Here is a 15,565-nt window from a genome sequence, read left to right as displayed (position 1 = left end):
GGAAACGCTCCACGATGAGAAGGGTTCCTGAAGCTATCCCCGCCTTCTCCGACCGTCCATCCAGCCGTCAGGCCAGACCGCGCGCTGCGAGATAGCCGCCGAGGGCCAGAAGCCCGGCGAAGAAGCACAACCGGAAGGTCTGCGGCGACAGGTGGGTCCGCACTGCCTGTCCCAGTCGCATGCCGAGCAGCGCCACGACGACACCCGCCACCGAGGGCCAGGCCAGGCCGGCGCCGAGATCGGTTCGGCCCATGAGGGTGACGGCAAGGGCCAGGGTCGAGACCGTGAACGACAGGCCGAGCGCCTGCACGAGTTCATCCTTTGTGAGACCGATCGCCTGCAGGTAAGGCACGGCCGGAATGACGAAGACGCCGGTGGCCGCGGTGATCGCTCCGGTCGCAGCGCCGGCCGCCGGTCCCAGCCATCGTTCCGCCGGGGCTGGAACGGCGAACTTCAGGGCCGCCAGGCCGGACAGGGCGTAAGCCATCAGCGCGACGCCCAGCGCCGCGGCCCCGTAGGCTCCTCCGAGGCCCGAGACGAAGGCTGCCCCCGCCCAGGTGCCGAGGCAGACGCCGAGATTGAGCGGCCAGAGCCGCCGCAGGAGCCTGCTGAGATGGGGACCGTCGACCATCTGCCAGACATTGGTGACCAGCGACGGCAGGATCAGAAGCGCCGCCGCCTCGAAGGGAGGCAGAACGAGGGCCAGCAGGCCCATCGAAATGGTCGGCAGCCCGAGACCGATGATGCCCTTGCTGAAGCCCGCCACCAGGAAGACCGCGAGGACGAAGGCGAGTGTCGACAGGACCATGCGGCACTCTTGGAAGGTGGCAGGGCGCTTCGCAATGTGGAGAATACGGAGTCTGCCTTCGGACTGTCCATAGGCTGAGAGATCATGCGCTTCGACTTCACCGACCTGCGTCTGTTCCAGTTCGTGGTTCAGACCGGCAGCATCACGCGCGGCGCCGAGCGCGCCCACCTGGCGCTCGCCTCGGCGAGCGCGCGTATCCGCGGCATGGAAGAGATCCTGGGGGTTCCCCTGCTGAAGCGCGGCCGGCGCGGTGTCGAGCCGACCGAGGCGGGCCGCAGCCTGCTCGACCATGCCCGCATCGTTCTGCAGCAGATCGAAACGATGCGCGGCGACCTCAGCGCCTATTCGCGCGGACTGAAGGGCAGCGTCCGTATCCTCGCCAACACCTCGGCGCTCTCGGAGCACCTGCCCGCCCTGCTGGCGGATTTCCTGGCAGCCAATCCGACGATCGACATCGATCTGGAGGATCGCGAGAGCCCGGCGATCGGCGCCGCCATCGCGGCCGGTGACGCCGACATCGGCATCGGCTCGCAGGCGGCCCTCGTTCCCGGACTCGAGAGTCATCCCTTTCGCACCGATCGGCTGGTGCTGGCGGTCCCGGCGAACCATCGCCTCGCGGGCAAGCGCCAGACCGCGTTCGCCGACCTGCTCGACCTCGACTTCGTCGGCCTGCCGCGCGGCACGGCACTCGACGAGCATGTGGCCATGCAGGCCGCCCGACTGGGTCGCGCGCTGCGGCTGCGCGTCCGCGTCAGCAGTCTCGACGCCGTGTGCGCCATGGTCGCGGCGGGCGTCGGCGTGGGCATCGTGCCGGAGACGACCGCGTCGCGGCACCGGCGCGTCCTGCCGATCGCGACTCTACGCCTGGCCGAGGCCTGGTCGATGCGCGAACTCGCCCTCTATGTACGCGACTCCCGCCGCCTGCCGCGCCCGGCCCGGCGGCTGTTCGACGTCCTGCGCCGAGGCGGCTGATCCCCTGGCTACCAGCGCAGCAGGCGATGCCCGAGCGCCGCCCCGACGAGGATCACCGGGATCGCCGCCAGCGAATACCAGGTGAGGACGAACAGCGGCGAATCGTCGAAGCAATGAAAGGCGTAGAGGGTGGCGGCCGCGGCGGCGGCCAGAGCGCCGGACGCGGCTCCAGCGAGCGCGGGAGAGGCCGGCGCCGCGCGACGCAACGCAAGCAACAGAGCCGCCAGCGGCGCGAGCGCAAAAATCGGAATCGCGGTCAGGCACACCAACGCGTTGCTGCCGACCAGCCTCGTCGCCCAGCTGCCCGGAGGTGCCAGGAGCAGCTCGCTGGCCAGTCCCACCACCGCGATCAAAACAACCGGCACGACGCCCCGGCGCCATGTCCCCGACGACAGGGGCCGCGCCAGCGCGATGCAGGCGCCCGAGGCCGCCACCAGCGCGGCCAGCACCAGCAGGAGCTTCAGGTCGAATCGCCAGGTCGCGAAGGCGGCCGCCAGATCCACGCGCGGCCCGAACCCCAAGGCGAAGATCGCGAGCGAAACCAGTGCGCCGAGCGCGACGGCGCGGACCACGGCGCGCCCGAGCGGAAAGGAGGTTTGCGCCCGGTCGGCGACCAGTGAGGCGACGAGCTGCTCGGTCTTCATGTCCTGTCCTTGCGGTAGACCGCAGCCAGTGTGCGCAGCGCGCGATGTAGGGTCACGCGAACGGCACCCTCGCTCAGACCCAGACGCGCGCCCACCTCGCGGGCGCTCTGGCCCTCGATGGAAATGCCTTCCACGATGCGCCGCTGGCGCTCCGGCAGCCGGCCGAGCATCTGCCGGGCGTCCAGCGCACTTCCCTCTTCCGCCGCCTCGGGAGCTGCGAGCGTGTCCGAATGGTCGTCGATATCGACGTGATCGGTGAAGCCGCGGCGACGCAGATGATCGACCAGCTTGTGACGCGCGATCGCGCGCAGCCAGGGCTGAAGCGGCTGCGTCTCGTCCCAGGTATCGCGCTTCAGATGCATGGCCAGCAAAGTCTCCTGAACGACATCCTCGCAATCGGCACGTGGCCGGCCGGCGGCGGCGAGACCGCGCAACGCCACTCCCCGCAACCACGCCGCGACGAGGACCAGCAGGCGGCGATAGGCCTCGTCGTCCCCCTTCCGGGCTGCCCGCATGAGCGCGGAGAGATCGTCCGGAGCAGGCAACAGACTCGATCCCTCACGTATTCGTGTTGATGGGGCCAGACATTACAGGTCATCCGGCGAAAAAAGAACTCGCCGACGATGTAACGCCCGAACACGATCCTGCGAATGACCTCTTGCGGGCCGACAATGGCTCGATAGCCAGGAGGACTTATCCATGATCAATCGCACCACCAATGCCGCCCTCGCGGCCGCCGTCGCCGCTGCCGCCCTCATGTCGGCCGGTGCCAACGCCCAGACCGCCAATGCCGAGAAAGAGCGCTGCTACGGCATCTCCATGGCCGGCAAGAACGACTGCGCCGCCACCGGCAACAACTCCTGCTCGGGACAGTCGAAGGCCGACTACGACGCCAAGGCGTGGAAGTACGTCGCCAAGGGCTCGTGCGCGACCATGGAAGTGACCCTGAAGGACGGCATGAAGCGCAAGGGCACCCTGGCGCCGATGTAAGGACGCTCGTCGTGACGGCGGATCGCTCCCCTCGTGCAGGCGCCGGGCTGAAGCCCGAGCACCAGCGGCACATCCTCGACGCCCGGCCCGATGTCGGCTGGCTTGAGGTGCATGCCGAGAACTACATGGGGGCGGGCGGTCCGCCGCATTTCTTCCTCGAGCGCATCCGTGCGCTTTATCCGGTCTCCCTGCATGGCGTAGGATTGTCGATCGGCTCCGCCGGCGGCATGACGCCGGGCCATCTCGCGCGCCTGAAGACGGTCGCCGATCGATACGAGCCCTTCGTCGTCTCCGAACATCTGGCCTGGTCCACGCATGACGGGGTCTTCCTGAACGACCTGCTGCCGCTTCCCTACACGGAGGCGACGCTGGACCTGGTGGTGCGGCACGTCGACGAAGCGCAGACCGCGCTCGGCAGACGCATCCTCATCGAGAATCCATCGACCTATCTGCGCTTCGAGGGCGAGGAGATGGCCGAAACCGAATTCCTGCGCGTGCTCGCCCGGCGCAGCGGCTGTGGCCTGTTGCTCGACCTCAACAATGTCGTCGTGTCCGCGGTCAATCGCGGCTTCGATCCGCTCGCCTATCTCGAGGCTTTCCCGGTCGAGCATGTCGGCGAGATTCACCTGGCCGGTCATGCCGTGCTGGACGACGGCGCGGCGCCTCTACTCGTCGACACGCACGATCGTGCCGTTTCCCCCGAAGTGTGGGACCTGCATCGCCGGCTCATCGCGAGGCTCGGGCCCCGGCCGACGCTCATCGAATGGGACGGCGACGTGCCGGCCTGGCCGGTCCTGGAGGCGGAAGTGATGCATGCGGACTCGGTGCTGCGCGCGACCGGTGAAGTCCATGCTCGCGCAGCCTGAGATGTCGCCGCTGGCCACGACGCAGGAGGCCTTCGCGCAGGCGCTGCTGCGAGCCCGCCTGCGGGTGCCCTCTTCCGTGGCGGAGACGGCCGGCCCCTCGCGCGAGCGGCGCTTCGCCGTCTATCGCAACAACGTCAAGGCGAGCCTGGTCGCGGCGCTCGTGGCGAAATTCCCCGTCGTTCACCGCCTGGTCGGCGAGGAATTCTTCGAAGCCACCGCCCTCGTCTTCGTCGAGCGGCTTCCGCCGCGATCGCCCGTCCTCGCCGAGTATGGCGGCGACTTCGCCGTCTTTCTCGAAACCTTCGAGCCCGCCGCCGATCTGCCCTATCTACCGGACGTCGCCCGGCTCGAATGGGCGCGCCAGCAGGCCTTTCACGCTGCCGACGCCACGGCCGTCGCAATCGACCGGCTGGCCGCCCTTGCCGCCGCCGACCTCGGGTCCGCGAGGCTCGTCCTGCATCCTGCCGCCACCGTCATCGTGTCGCCCTGGCCGATCGTGTCGATCTGGACGACCAATACGTTCGACGCGGAAGTCCGGCGGATCGGCCCCGACCGCCCCGGTGAAACGGCCCTCGTCACGCGGCCGGATCACGAGGTCCTCGTGAGCCTGTTGCCACCCGGTGCAGACCTGCTGCTCGCCGCTCTCGAAGAGGGCGCCACGCTGGGGGAGGCGATGACGAACGCGCCCGATGCCTTTGACCTTCCCACCACGCTTGCCTCGCTCTTCAGCGCGGGCGCGATCTTCCGCATTCTCGAAGGACTGCCTGCATGACTGCCTTGCTTCTCCGCCTCGACGCGCTTCTCGCGCAGATTCCGCACGAACTGCTGGCGCTGCTCGCACGCCTCTCGATCGGCACGATCTTCCTGCGCTCGGGACTGCTCAAGCTGGAAGGTTGGGCCAGCGGAACGACGCTGGCGCTGTTTCGTGAGGAATACAGGCTGCCGCTCCTGCCACCGGAGCTCGCCTCCTGGATGGCGACGGCCGCGGAACTCAGCCTGCCGATCCTGCTCTTCCTCGGCCTCTTCACGCGCCCCGCCGCCCTCGCGCTGCTCGGCATGACCCTGGTGATCGAGATCTTCGTCTATCCCAATGCCTTCGACACGCACGGCGTCTGGGCGGTCGCGCTGCTCTATCTCGCCAAGTTCGGCCCGGGCAGCCTCGCACTCGACCGCCTGCTCTTCCGGCCGTCCCGGCCTACCGCTTACGGACGGGCTTGAGGTCGGAGGCGATCGGATAGGCCGTGGTCGACTTCACGCGCTCCATCGAGAAGCGCGAGGTGACGTTCTTGAGCGGCATCGTGTCGATGAGCTTCTTGTAGAACTGGTCGTAGGCCTGCATGTCGGTCACCGCGACGCGCAGCATGTAGTCGATGTCGCCGGCCATGCGATGGAACTCCATCACTTCGGGCATGGCGGTCACAGTGCTGGCGAACTTCGCCAGCCAGGCCGAGGAATGGTCGCCGGTCTCGATCGACACGAAGACAGTCAATCCCATGCCGATCGACTCGGGCGATATCAGCGCCACCCGCTTCAGGATGACGCCGGTCTTCTCCAGCCGCTGGATACGCTTCCAGCAGGGGCTCTGCGACAGACCCACCCGATGCGCGATCTGCGCAAGCGAAAGGCTCGCATCCTCCTGAAGGAGCGCCACGATCTTCCTGTCGATGGCATCCATGATGTCAATATCCGTAAGCGGCGGTCCGTCAGTCTAGACCGGAAGCGACTCCAGGCGAACCGGGGCGCCGAGCCGTTCGCTGAGCACGATCGCCAGGGCATCGGGATCGCCGTCGACGCAGCCGCCATAGCTGACGAGCCGAGGATCGGCGCCATCGAACCATGAGATCCGCCAGCTCTCCGCTTCGCACATCAGCGAGCCCACCACGCGCCCGTGCGTGGAAATGGTCCAGAGTGCGGGCTCCTGATAGGCCGTCTGGATGAGACGCGCCGCCCGGGCGGCGAGGGTGTTGGCAAGGCTGAGCATGATGGGGACTGTACGGTCCGGCCGGCGACACCAGCAATGAAACGGTCGGTCGAATCGCCGGGCGCTGGCGGCAGGAATAGCTTCCTCGATCGCCGACAGGAGAAAATTCACCTCCCGGCGCGACCCGCGTCTAGGGTCGTACCGCGGGCGTTTCGAGCGGCAGGCCCTTCGCACGCTCCATCAGATAGAGCTCGAGCGCGACATATTCGGGCGCATCGAGCGGCCACGCCTCGGCGCGAATGCCGACCAGGCAATTGCGCAGCCGCCGCTTCAGCGAGCCCAGCGCCTGCCACTCCAGGCGATAGATCGGATAGCCCGTGGGATGAGCCTCCGGAATGGCGATGCCCGCCAGCTTCTTGCCGGCATTGTCGTCGTGACAGATTGCGCAGGATAGATTGAGCTGGCCCTGGCGGCGGCGGTAGATCCCCTCGCCCTGCGCGCGAAACGCGTCGAGGACCGGACCGTAGGGCGGCGCGATGGGCATGCCGCGCGACTGGTGCGCCACGTAGGCTTCGAGCGCCAGCAGGTCGCGATTCTCCGGCGGCAACCGTTCGGCCTTCTGGTTCTCGGTGCGGCAGAGGTTGATGCGGCCCTCGAGGTCGACGGGCCGATCGGCCCCCTGCGGGATCGCGGGGTAGCGTGTGGCGACGCCCTTCATGCTGTTGGCCGCGGCGCCGTGACAGTCGGCGCAGGATTTGTTGTCGGTGCCCATGGGCTTCGCCCAGAGCTGGCCGCCAAGCTGGACGAACAGCATGCCGGGATTGGCCGTGTCGTCGTCCTGCATCTTCTGCAGCGCCTCGCCCATGTCCTGGTAGCCGGAGCGTCGTTTGTCGGTCGCCACCTGCGCCGCCGCGTACGAGGTGGCGAAGACCAGCACCAGGCCGAGGCAGAGGAGCCGTGCGCTCATTCGACGGCGATGGCGACCCGCTCCTCGACGGCGAAGCCCTCGTCGCCGGTCCAGCGCAGGATCACCGTGCCGCTCTCGTTTGCCTGAGCGAAGAAGGAGACGAACGGGTTGGCCGCGATCGCGGGCGACATCTCCATCGCGAAGATCTCGGTGCCGTTCCAGGTCGCGGTGAAGCGCTCGATGATGTTGCGCGGGATGATGCGGCCGTTGGGGCCAGGCCGGAAGCCGGTCTCCATCGGATGCAGGATCAGCGCCTTGATCTCGACGACCTCACCGCGCTTGGCGGTCTTGGGGGCGTTCACGAGGATGTTCGACATCAGGTCGACTCCTCGAGGCAGGCGGCCAGGGTGACGATCACATCGGCGCCGCCTATCCAGAATTTGCCGTCGCTCGTCTCTGCAATGGCGACGATCCGCTGGCTGTCTCCCAGCTTGATGCGCGTACCCACGATAGCCTTCCCGCTATGGGGGCCGAGCCGCGCGGACAAGACGTTGGGCTGCGGATTCTTCTCGTTGAAGACATGGATCGCCTTGACGTAATCAGCCGCAGTCATCGGGCTCTCGACCGTGATGGTGAGCGGCACGGTGTTGCCATTCTCGACCAGCGGCGGCACGTCGAGCTTCACGCGGCCCTCGGTCGGGGTGGTCGTGCCGACCACCTTCCTGATTGCATCGGCCATGGCTTCCTGCGTCGCCGACGCGCGCGCAAGCGGCAGGACGATAACGGTGGCGGCCGTACCGGCCAGGAAACGACGACGATCCATTCAATCCTTCAACGTAACGAGATAGGCCACGACATCCTCGACCTGCCCGGCCGAGAGGATGGTCTTTCCCTCGAAGTTGCGGGCGACCCGCTGCAGGCCGTCGGTTCGATAGTAGGCCGGCATGATCGTGTCCGCATTGAGACGCGCGCCGTCGACGATCCGCAAGCGCAACTGTCCCTCCGACCAGCGCGAGCCCGCCCCGGCGAGGCTCGGCGCAATATCGCCCTGGAAGCGTTCTTCGGCGATCGGTCCGGAATGGCAGAGCAGGCAGAGGCCGGTGCTGCGGTTGGCGACGATGGCCCGCCCTCTTGCGGCGTCGCCCGGCCTGCCGGTGAGCGAAGCCGGGATGGCATCGTCCACGATCTGTGGCGTGACCGGCTGGGCAGCCGCGGGATACGCGATGAGCAAGAGAGCGATGACGAGCGGGATCCGCATCGCATCAACCGAAGGTCTCGGCGGTGATGGTGCGGAACCAGCTCAACGCATAGAGCGCCTCCTGGCCACGCAGGCCGCCCACGGCAACCAGCGGGCTGGAGCCGCCGGCGCCCGGAATATCGGTGAGCTGGCCCTTGTCGGGGCGATAAACGCCGGCAATCGAGATGCCGTAATCGGCCGCCATGAGGCTGTAGCAGGTGTTGATCAGGATCGGATCCTGCGGCTTGTCGCCGGCCAGCAGGCGCACCAGCGCCGCGGCGCAGACCTTGGCCTGCGCATTGGCCGCGAAGGCGGACTTGGGCATGCCGCCCATGATGGCTGCGTCGCCCAGCACGTGGATGCCCGGCCGCAAGGTCGATTCGAAAGCAACAGGTTCGACGGGGCACCAGCCGGTGCGGTCGGCGACGCCAGCTTGCGCGGCGATGGCGCCAGCCTTCTGCGGCGGGATCACGTTGGCGACGGCGGCCTTGTGGCTCGCGAACTCGGTCGTGAGCGTCAGTGTCGCGGAATCGACGGACGTCACCTTGCCGCCCTTGCTGAGCGGTACCCATTCGATCATGCCCGGATACAGCTCGGCCCAGCCGTTCTGGAACAGGCGCTGCTTGGAGAAGGCATCCTTGGCATCGAGCAGCAGCAGCTTCGACTTCGGCTTCCAGATCTTGAGCCAGTAGGCGATCAGGCTGGCGCGCTCATAGGGGCCGGGCGGGCAGCGGAAGGGATTGGCCGGCGCCGACATAACGACTAGTCCGCCATCGTCCATGGCCTGCAACTGCCGGCGCAGCAGCACGGTCTGGTCGCCCGCCTTCCACGCATGCGGCATCTTCTGTGCGGCAGCCTCGTCGTAGCCCGCGATGGCGCCCCAGTTGAAGTCGATGCCGGGCGTCATGACCAGCCGGTCGTAGGAAAGCCTGTTGCCGTCGGCCAGCGCTACCGTCTTAGCCTCGGGATCGACCGCGCTCGCGCTCGTCTGGGCGACCGTGACGCCCGCGCTCTTGATACCGTCGTAGCCGAACTGCTGCCGGTCGATTTCCCGCAGGTTGGCCAGCACGGCGTTGCTGAACGGGCAGGACGTGTAAACGGGATTGGGCTCGACAAGGGTGACGTCGAGCGCAGGCTGCAGGGACTTCAGCGTGCGCGCCGCCGTGGCGCCGCCGAAGCCGCCGCCGATCACGACGACCTTCGCCCTGCCCTGCGCGGACACCACGGCCGGCGCTAGTCCGGCAGCGGCGCTGAGCTTCAGGAAATGACGGCGCGTGGCCAATGCCTGCTCCACTTACTCCGGCTGCGCGGCGAACCAGGCCGCGATGGCCTGGGTCTGCTGGTCGTCGAAGCCCTTGGCGATGCGGCCCATAACGCTCGAGGGCCACGCGCCGCTGCGATACTCGCGCATGAAGGTGACGATATCCTCGGCCTTGCGGCCGACGATATGCGGCATCACCGAATCCGCCACCTTCTTCGGCGCGTGGCAGCCCGTGCAGGAACTGGCGCCCGGCGGGGCATCGGCCGCCGAGGCCGGGTCCGCCAGCAACACAATGCCAGCCAGGCCCGACAGCAGCGACCGGACCATCAGACGCCTTTCTTCAGCTCGTGATGCATCAGCGGCAGGTTGCGCACCCGCTTGCCCGTCGCCTTGGCGATCGCGTTGAGTACGGCCGGCGCGGCGACGGCGATGGTCGGCTCGCCGACGCCACCCCAGAAGTCGTTGGTGGGAACGAGCACTGTCTCGACGTCGGGCATCTCGTCGATGCGCATCACGTTGTAGGTGTCGAAGTTGGTCTGCTCGACCGCCCCGTCCTTGACCGTGATCTCGCCGTACAGCGCCGCAGACAGGCCATAGACGAACGAGCCCGCGACCTGGCGGTCGATCTGCGCCGGATTGACCACATGGCCGGGATTGGTGGCGGCCGTGATCTTGTGGATCTTGAGCTGCCCGTCCTTGCTCACCGACACCTCGGCGACGCCGGCGACGTAGCTGCCATAGCCCATGACCTGCGAGATGCCGTGGAAGCGGCCCTCGGGCAGCGGCTTGCCGTAGCCCGCCTTGTCGCAGGCCGCCTTCAGCACCGCCGCCCATTTGGGCTTCAGGTACTTCAGGCGATAGGCGAGCGGATCCTGGCCCGCCGCTTCCGCCAGCTCGTCCATGAAACATTCCATGTAGACGGCGTTCTGGTTCACGTTCACGCCGCGCCAGAACCCGGCCGTGATGTGCGGATTGCGCATCGCATGGTCGAACAGCAGGTTCGGCAAGTCGTAGCCGTAGGCCGCTTCGACGCCGGTCTGCATCAGCCCCTGGAAGGCGATGGGATCCATGCCGTTCACAAGGTTCTGGGGCAGCAGCGACGCCAGGATCGACTGACCCGAGAGGCGGATGTGCAGGCCGACCAGGTTGCCCTGGGCATCGAGGCCGGCCGTCATCTTGGCCATCGTAGTCGGATGATACTGACAGTGCGTCATGTCCTCTTCGCGCGACCAGATGAGCTTGATCGGCGTGCCGGGCATTTCCTTGGCGGCGAGCACCGCCTGCCGGACATAGTCCGACCGGCCGCGCCGGCCGAAGCCGCCGCCCAGCATGAGCTTGTAGACCTCGCACTTGGCGACCGGCAGGCCGGCCGCTTCCGACGCCGCGGCAAGCGCGGCCTCACCGTTCTGGGTGCCGCACCAGACCTCGCACTTGTCGGCCGTGTAGCGCGCGGTAGCGTTCATCGGCTCCATAGTGACGTGATGCTGGTAGGGGAAGCTATAGACCGCCTCGACCTTCTTGGCCGCGCCCTCGATCGCCTTCTGGGCATCGCCCGCCTTGTTGCCGACGAAGGCTTCCTTGGCGTCGAGTCCCTCCTTCAGCATCGCGTTGATCGTCTCCGTCGACACCTTGCCGAGCTCGCCGATGTCCCAGTTGGTGGTGACGGCGTCGAGTGCGGTCTTGGCCTGCCAGTAGGTGTCGGCCACGACCACGACGGCGTTGCCGTCGATCGCAAAGATCTTCTTCACGCCCGGCATCTTCTCGGCCTTGCTGGCGTCGAAGTCCTTGAGCTTGCCACCGATCACCGGGCAGGCGCGCACGGTGGCGTTCAGCAGGCCCGGCATCGTGTGGTCCATGCCGTAGAGCTGCTTGCCCGTGACCTTCTCGACCGTGTCGAGCCGCTTCAGCGGCTTGCCCGCGACCTTCCAGTCCTTCGGGTCCTTCAGCTTCACTTCCTTGGGCGGTTCGAGTTCCGCCGCCGCCGCGGCAACGGCGCCATAGGTCACCGTCTTGCCCGACGCCTTGTGGGTGATGGTGCTGTTGGCCGCGCTGCATTCGCCGGCCGGCACGTTCCATTGCTTGGCTGCCGCGGCAATCAGCATCTCGCGCGCGATGGCACCGCCCTCGCGAACATACTGCTGGCTCTCGCGGATGCCGCGGCTGCCGCCGGTCGAGAAGTTCCTCCAGACGCGGTTGCGCTTCAGGTTCTCTCCCGGCGTCGGATACTCCCAGGTGACCTTGTTCCAGTCGCACTCGAGTTCTTCGGCCACGAGCTGGCAGAGGCCGGTGAGCGTGCCCTGCCCCATCTCGGAGCGGGCGATGCGGATCACCACCTTGTCGTCGGGATGGATGACCACCCAGGCGTTCAGTTCCTTGACGGCCTGGGCATGGGCCACGTTCTCGTCGAAGGGCAGATGGAAGCCGAGGGAGAAGCCGCCGGCGACGGCGGCGCCACTGACGAGGAAGCCGCGACGGCCGAGGGATGTCTGGATCGTCATGATGCGTTCCTCCCTCAGGCCTTCGCCGCAGCGTGGATGGCCGCGCGAACCTGTTGATAGGTGCCACAGCGGCAGATGTTGGTCATGGCCGCGTCGATGTCGGCATCGGTCGGGTTGGGCTTGGCGGCGAGCAGCGCCGTCGCCGCCATCACCATGCCGCTCTGGCAGTAGCCGCACTGGGGAACGTCAAGTTCCACCCAGGCCTTCTGGATCTTGTTCAGCACGCCGTTGGCGGCCACGGCCTCGATGGTCAGGACCTTCTTGTCGCCAACGGTGTTGACCGGCACGGTGCAGGAGCGCACGGGCGCACCGTCGATATGGACGGTGCAGGAGCCGCATTGCGCGATGCCGCAGCCATACTTGGTACCGGTCAGGCCCAGTTGCTCGCGCAGGACCCAGAGAAGCGGAGTGTTCGGGTCGGCGGTGTATTCGACCGCCTTGCCGTTGACGTTGAGGACAGCCATCCCAGTCTCCCGTTATTCAGGAAATATAGAAACAACCTAACCCAGCCAGGGTGCCACCGCCCAAGCAACCATCCCGCTCTCACGGAGGTGTGATGGTCTCGCAGCCATCAGCCGATTGTGGCTGGTCCGTGTCGCTGGCGAACTACAGTTTGGGTGGTGGATAATACGGACGATCGCCCAGCGCCTGCACGCGCTTCCAGAAATCGGGGCCCGACGCCTTGCCGACCTCGTCGATGTCCGCGGCCTGGCGCCACAGGCTCCACGACTCCGGATGCAGGCGGCTCGCTTCCGCCATCTGGAGGTCGCCCTCGGCCGCGCGGCCGTTGGCGCGCAGCCAGACGCCGAGACGGAACCGCGCCCGCGCTTCGGCGATCTCCGGCGTGACCTTCGGCAGATTGGCGCGCGCTTCATCGGCGGGAAGCGCATGCGCCCCCGTCGACACCCAGGCGCGCACCGCGTCCAGATAGGCCTGTCGCGCAGCGAGGCGCTCGGCCTGGTCTCCGGGAGTCATCGTGCGCGTCGTGAGATCCATGCGCCGGAAATGGTCGGTCGAGCCCGCCGTCTCGGGCGGCCGTGCGATGCGACCCTGCTCGTCGATCCAGATCGCCTGTGGCACGTTCACGAGATTGTAGAGGTCTTCCAGCCCGTGCTCGGCATCGATCAGCTGCCAGTAGGACGACTTCGCCTGCTCGATCCACGGGCGGGCGTGATCGGCGCCGCGGCTCTCCTGCGCCACGGCCACGACCATGAACCCCTTGTCCTTCAGTTCTTCGTAGAGGGCCTGCCACACGGGCAAGTCAAATCGGCAGCCTCACCAACTGGCCCATGTGGCGAGGAAGACCTTGCGGCCGCGCAACTGCGACAGCGATCGCGGCACACCGTCCACGTCCGGCAAAGTGAAGTCCGGCGCCTCGAGCCCTTCGAGCGCGGCATTACGTTCTTCCGGCGGGGCGCCCAGCGCCCACACGTCGCGCCGATCGCTCGCGATCACGGGGCCGCCGAGCTTCGTCCAGAACGCTTCGAGGTCGATTTCGTTCGGGGCAAGAGCCGAAGCGGGCAAGGGCACGCACAGATCCGCGCGGCACATGCCTTCGGGCTTCAGCGTCCAGCCCGTGACGCGCTCGGCATCGACGGGACTGATCCAGAGGCCGTCATGGGCGGCGACGTCGTGTTCGGCGGTCGGGGTGAGGATCATCGTCATGCCGCGAGCCTAGTCTCAACGATCACACCTTGTCATCCCGAGCGCAGCGAGGGATCCTTCTGCATCGGAAGGATCCTTCGGCCTTTGGCCTCAGGATGACACTCGCTACGCGAGTGTCACTTCGGCGTAGAGATCGTCACTTCCTTGGAGGTGATGAACTCAAGCAGGACGGGCACGCCCTTCTTTGTCTGCTCGATGCCGCGCTTGATCGCCGGGATGATGTCCTCCGGCTTGGTGATGCGCTCGCCGTAGCCGCCGAAGGCCTTGGCCATCGCGGCGTAGTCGCCCGAGATGTCGGTCGAACGGTACTTCTCGGTCGACACCTTCATGATGTGAAGCTCGATCGCCATCGAGAAGTTGTTGAGCAGGATCGACATGATCGGAATGCGCTCGCGCACCGCCGTCTCGAAGTCCATGCCGGTGAAGCCGATGGCGGCGTCGCCCCAGACATTGATACAGAGCTTGTCCGGGCAGGCGAGCTTGGCGCCCATCGCGAGGCCGAGCCCGTAGCCCAGCTGGGTGGTCTTGCCCCAGCCGATGTAGGTGTGCGGCGCGGTCGTCTTCCAGAACGGCGAGAGCTGGTCGCGCGGGCTGCCGGCATCGTGGGTGATGATCGTGTTGGCCTTGTCGACCGTGTGCTGCAGGTCCCACAGAACGCGATACGGATTGAGCGGTGCCTCGTTGTTGGTGAGCTTGGGCATCCACTCGTTGAGCCACGCGTCGGCGATTGGCTTGATCTCGGCCACGATCGGCGTGGCATCGCGCTGCTTGCCCCCGACGAGCTTGCTGCACTCGTCGATCATCGCGCGCAGCGCGAGCTTCGCATCGCCGATCAGCCCGTACTGGGCGCGCACGTCCTTATTGAGATGGTTGGGATCCAGCGTCGTGTGGATCACCGTCTTGCCCTTCGGCATCGAGATGCCGAAGTTCGTCTCGGTGAACGAGCATCCGATACCGAACAGCACGTCGCAATTGTCTAGGAAATGGCGCACCTGCTTCGGGTACGCGCGGCCGCCGGAGCCCAGCGACAGCGGATGGGTCTCGTCGAAGCTGCTCTTGCCCTGGAGCGAAGTGCAGACGGGAATCGCCAGCAGCTCGGCCAGCTCCTTCAGCTCATCATAGGCCTCGGCCCAGTGAACGCCGTGGCCGGCATAGATGACCGGGCGCTTGGCCTCGACCAGCACCTTGGCGGCTTCCTTCACCGCGGCCGGATCAGGACCGTACTTGGTCGCAACGACCGGCACATAGGTCAGCGGATCGGGCGCGTCCTCGCCATTGGCCTCCGCCGGGAACTCGATGATGACCGGCGCACCGCGGCCGTTGCGCAGCAGGCTGAAGGCCCGGCGCATGATGTTTTCGATGTCGGCGCCCGAGGTGATCGGCTCGGCATGCTTGGCGACGTGCGCCATGGTGATGGTCGAATTGAAGTTCGGCGGCACGTGCGCGATGCGGCGCGGATAGCCCGCCGGAATGACCAGCAGCGGCACCGATTCGCCGAACGCCTGGGCCACGCCGCCATAGGCGTTCTCCGAACCCGGGCCGCTCTGCATGCAGAACACGCCCATCTTGCGACCCTTGGTCAGGCGCGACATGGCGTCGGCCATGTGCAGGCCGATACGCTCCTGGCGCACGATGATCGGGCGGATATCGATGGCCGCGCAATGCTCGATCAGGTGATTGACGGGATAGGCAAAGAGATACTCGACCCCTTCCCGCTTCAGGATTTCAGCGATTGCCGGGCCGGTCTTCATTCTTCCCTCCCAATCGACAGTGTCATCCTGAGCGCAGCGAAGGAT

Annotated in this window: 21 protein-coding genes; 5 read left to right on the top strand and 16 right to left on the bottom strand. The window is 66.9% G+C overall.

Annotated elements, in window-relative coordinates:
- Positions 1-67: 67 nt before the first annotated feature.
- On the bottom strand, positions 68-808 hold the full coding sequence (locus tag KQ910_RS08925; RefSeq protein WP_216958459.1) for a sulfite exporter TauE/SafE family protein: 741 nt from the start codon (positions 806-808) through the stop codon (positions 68-70).
- A gap of 84 nt (positions 809-892) precedes the next feature.
- On the opposite strand from KQ910_RS08925, the gene KQ910_RS08920 reads away from it, so the two are divergent.
- Complete coding sequence (locus tag KQ910_RS08920) at positions 893-1,780, top strand: LysR substrate-binding domain-containing protein (RefSeq protein WP_216958457.1); 888 nt, start codon at positions 893-895, stop codon at positions 1,778-1,780.
- An 8-nt stretch (positions 1,781-1,788) separates the two neighbouring features.
- On the opposite strand, the gene KQ910_RS08915 is transcribed toward KQ910_RS08920, so the two are convergent.
- Entirely contained in the window at positions 1,789-2,424 is a 636-nt protein-coding gene (locus tag KQ910_RS08915) for an NrsF family protein (RefSeq protein WP_216958455.1), read from the bottom strand.
- Positions 2,421-2,969, bottom strand: a complete 549-nt coding sequence (locus tag KQ910_RS08910; RefSeq protein ID WP_369408307.1) for a sigma-70 family RNA polymerase sigma factor — start codon at positions 2,967-2,969, stop codon at positions 2,421-2,423. The genes KQ910_RS08915 and KQ910_RS08910 overlap by 4 nt, the downstream gene beginning before the upstream one ends.
- 154 nt (positions 2,970-3,123) lie before the next feature.
- Between KQ910_RS08910 and KQ910_RS08905 the strand changes: the two genes are divergently transcribed.
- From KQ910_RS08905 to KQ910_RS08890, 4 genes are read left to right on the top strand one after another with little or no spacing between them, the layout of a single operon-like run.
- On the top strand, positions 3,124-3,414 hold the full coding sequence (locus KQ910_RS08905; RefSeq protein WP_216958451.1) for a BufA1 family periplasmic bufferin-type metallophore: 291 nt from the start codon (positions 3,124-3,126) through the stop codon (positions 3,412-3,414).
- Between the two features lie 11 nt (positions 3,415-3,425).
- The gene (bufB, locus tag KQ910_RS08900) at positions 3,426-4,280 is read left to right on the top strand and encodes an MNIO family bufferin maturase (RefSeq protein WP_216958449.1); all 855 of its coding nucleotides are present in this window, start codon (positions 3,426-3,428) and stop codon (positions 4,278-4,280) included.
- Entirely contained in the window at positions 4,264-5,052 is a 789-nt protein-coding gene (locus tag KQ910_RS08895; protein ID WP_216958448.1) for an HvfC/BufC N-terminal domain-containing protein, read from the top strand. Before bufB ends, KQ910_RS08895 begins: the two co-directional genes overlap by 17 nt.
- Positions 5,049-5,498: a DoxX family protein gene (locus tag KQ910_RS08890; protein WP_216958446.1), complete on the top strand. Its 450-nt coding sequence runs from the start codon at positions 5,049-5,051 to the stop codon at positions 5,496-5,498. The genes KQ910_RS08895 and KQ910_RS08890 overlap by 4 nt, the downstream gene beginning before the upstream one ends.
- Here the strand turns inward: KQ910_RS08890 and KQ910_RS08885 are convergent.
- The 13 genes from KQ910_RS08885 to KQ910_RS08825 all read right to left on the bottom strand — a co-directional run bounded on the left by KQ910_RS08885 (position 5,476) and on the right by KQ910_RS08825 (position 15,565).
- Positions 5,476-5,955: an Lrp/AsnC family transcriptional regulator gene (locus KQ910_RS08885; RefSeq protein WP_216958444.1), complete on the bottom strand. Its 480-nt coding sequence runs from the start codon at positions 5,953-5,955 to the stop codon at positions 5,476-5,478. The genes KQ910_RS08890 and KQ910_RS08885 overlap by 23 nt on opposite strands.
- 33 nt (positions 5,956-5,988) lie before the next feature.
- Positions 5,989-6,261, bottom strand: a complete 273-nt coding sequence (locus tag KQ910_RS08880) for a hypothetical protein (RefSeq protein WP_216958442.1) — start codon at positions 6,259-6,261, stop codon at positions 5,989-5,991.
- Between the two features lie 130 nt (positions 6,262-6,391).
- Entirely contained in the window at positions 6,392-7,168 is a 777-nt protein-coding gene (soxA, locus tag KQ910_RS08875) for a sulfur oxidation c-type cytochrome SoxA (RefSeq protein ID WP_216958440.1), read from the bottom strand.
- Complete coding sequence (gene soxZ, locus KQ910_RS08870; RefSeq protein ID WP_216958438.1) at positions 7,165-7,485, bottom strand: thiosulfate oxidation carrier complex protein SoxZ; 321 nt, start codon at positions 7,483-7,485, stop codon at positions 7,165-7,167. The genes soxA and soxZ overlap by 4 nt, the downstream gene beginning before the upstream one ends.
- Positions 7,485-7,931 (bottom strand): SoxY-related AACIE arm protein, encoded by a 447-nt coding sequence (locus KQ910_RS08865; RefSeq protein WP_216958436.1) that lies wholly within the window; start codon positions 7,929-7,931, stop codon positions 7,485-7,487. The genes soxZ and KQ910_RS08865 overlap by 1 nt, the downstream gene beginning before the upstream one ends.
- A complete protein-coding gene (soxX, locus tag KQ910_RS08860; protein WP_216958434.1) occupies positions 7,932-8,366 on the bottom strand; it encodes a sulfur oxidation c-type cytochrome SoxX in 435 nt (144 codons plus the stop codon).
- Between the two features lie 4 nt (positions 8,367-8,370).
- Positions 8,371-9,627: an NAD(P)/FAD-dependent oxidoreductase gene (locus KQ910_RS08855; protein ID WP_229600359.1), complete on the bottom strand. Its 1,257-nt coding sequence runs from the start codon at positions 9,625-9,627 to the stop codon at positions 8,371-8,373.
- A 12-nt stretch (positions 9,628-9,639) separates the two neighbouring features.
- A complete protein-coding gene (locus KQ910_RS08850) occupies positions 9,640-9,933 on the bottom strand; it encodes a c-type cytochrome (protein WP_216958432.1) in 294 nt (97 codons plus the stop codon).
- A complete protein-coding gene (locus tag KQ910_RS08845; protein WP_216958430.1) occupies positions 9,933-12,104 on the bottom strand; it encodes a xanthine dehydrogenase family protein molybdopterin-binding subunit in 2,172 nt (723 codons plus the stop codon). The genes KQ910_RS08850 and KQ910_RS08845 overlap by 1 nt, the downstream gene beginning before the upstream one ends.
- Positions 12,105-12,118: 14 nt before the next feature.
- Positions 12,119-12,568, bottom strand: a complete 450-nt coding sequence (locus KQ910_RS08840) for a (2Fe-2S)-binding protein (protein ID WP_216958428.1) — start codon at positions 12,566-12,568, stop codon at positions 12,119-12,121.
- A gap of 142 nt (positions 12,569-12,710) precedes the next feature.
- On the bottom strand, positions 12,711-13,364 hold the full coding sequence (locus KQ910_RS27375) for a TlpA disulfide reductase family protein (RefSeq protein ID WP_216958427.1): 654 nt from the start codon (positions 13,362-13,364) through the stop codon (positions 12,711-12,713).
- A 15-nt stretch (positions 13,365-13,379) separates the two neighbouring features.
- Positions 13,380-13,769 carry a thioredoxin domain-containing protein gene (locus KQ910_RS27370; RefSeq protein ID WP_216958425.1) on the bottom strand — a complete coding sequence of 130 codons (390 nt, stop codon included), beginning with the start codon at positions 13,767-13,769 and terminating at the stop codon, positions 13,380-13,382.
- A gap of 116 nt (positions 13,770-13,885) precedes the next feature.
- A complete protein-coding gene (locus tag KQ910_RS08825; protein WP_369408375.1) occupies positions 13,886-15,565 on the bottom strand; it encodes a thiamine pyrophosphate-requiring protein in 1,680 nt (559 codons plus the stop codon).

This window comes from Reyranella humidisoli (genome assembly GCF_019039055.1).
Taxonomy (GTDB): Bacteria; Pseudomonadota; Alphaproteobacteria; order Reyranellales; family Reyranellaceae; genus Reyranella; species Reyranella humidisoli.
This window is presented reverse-complemented; position numbering and strand designations above follow the sequence as displayed.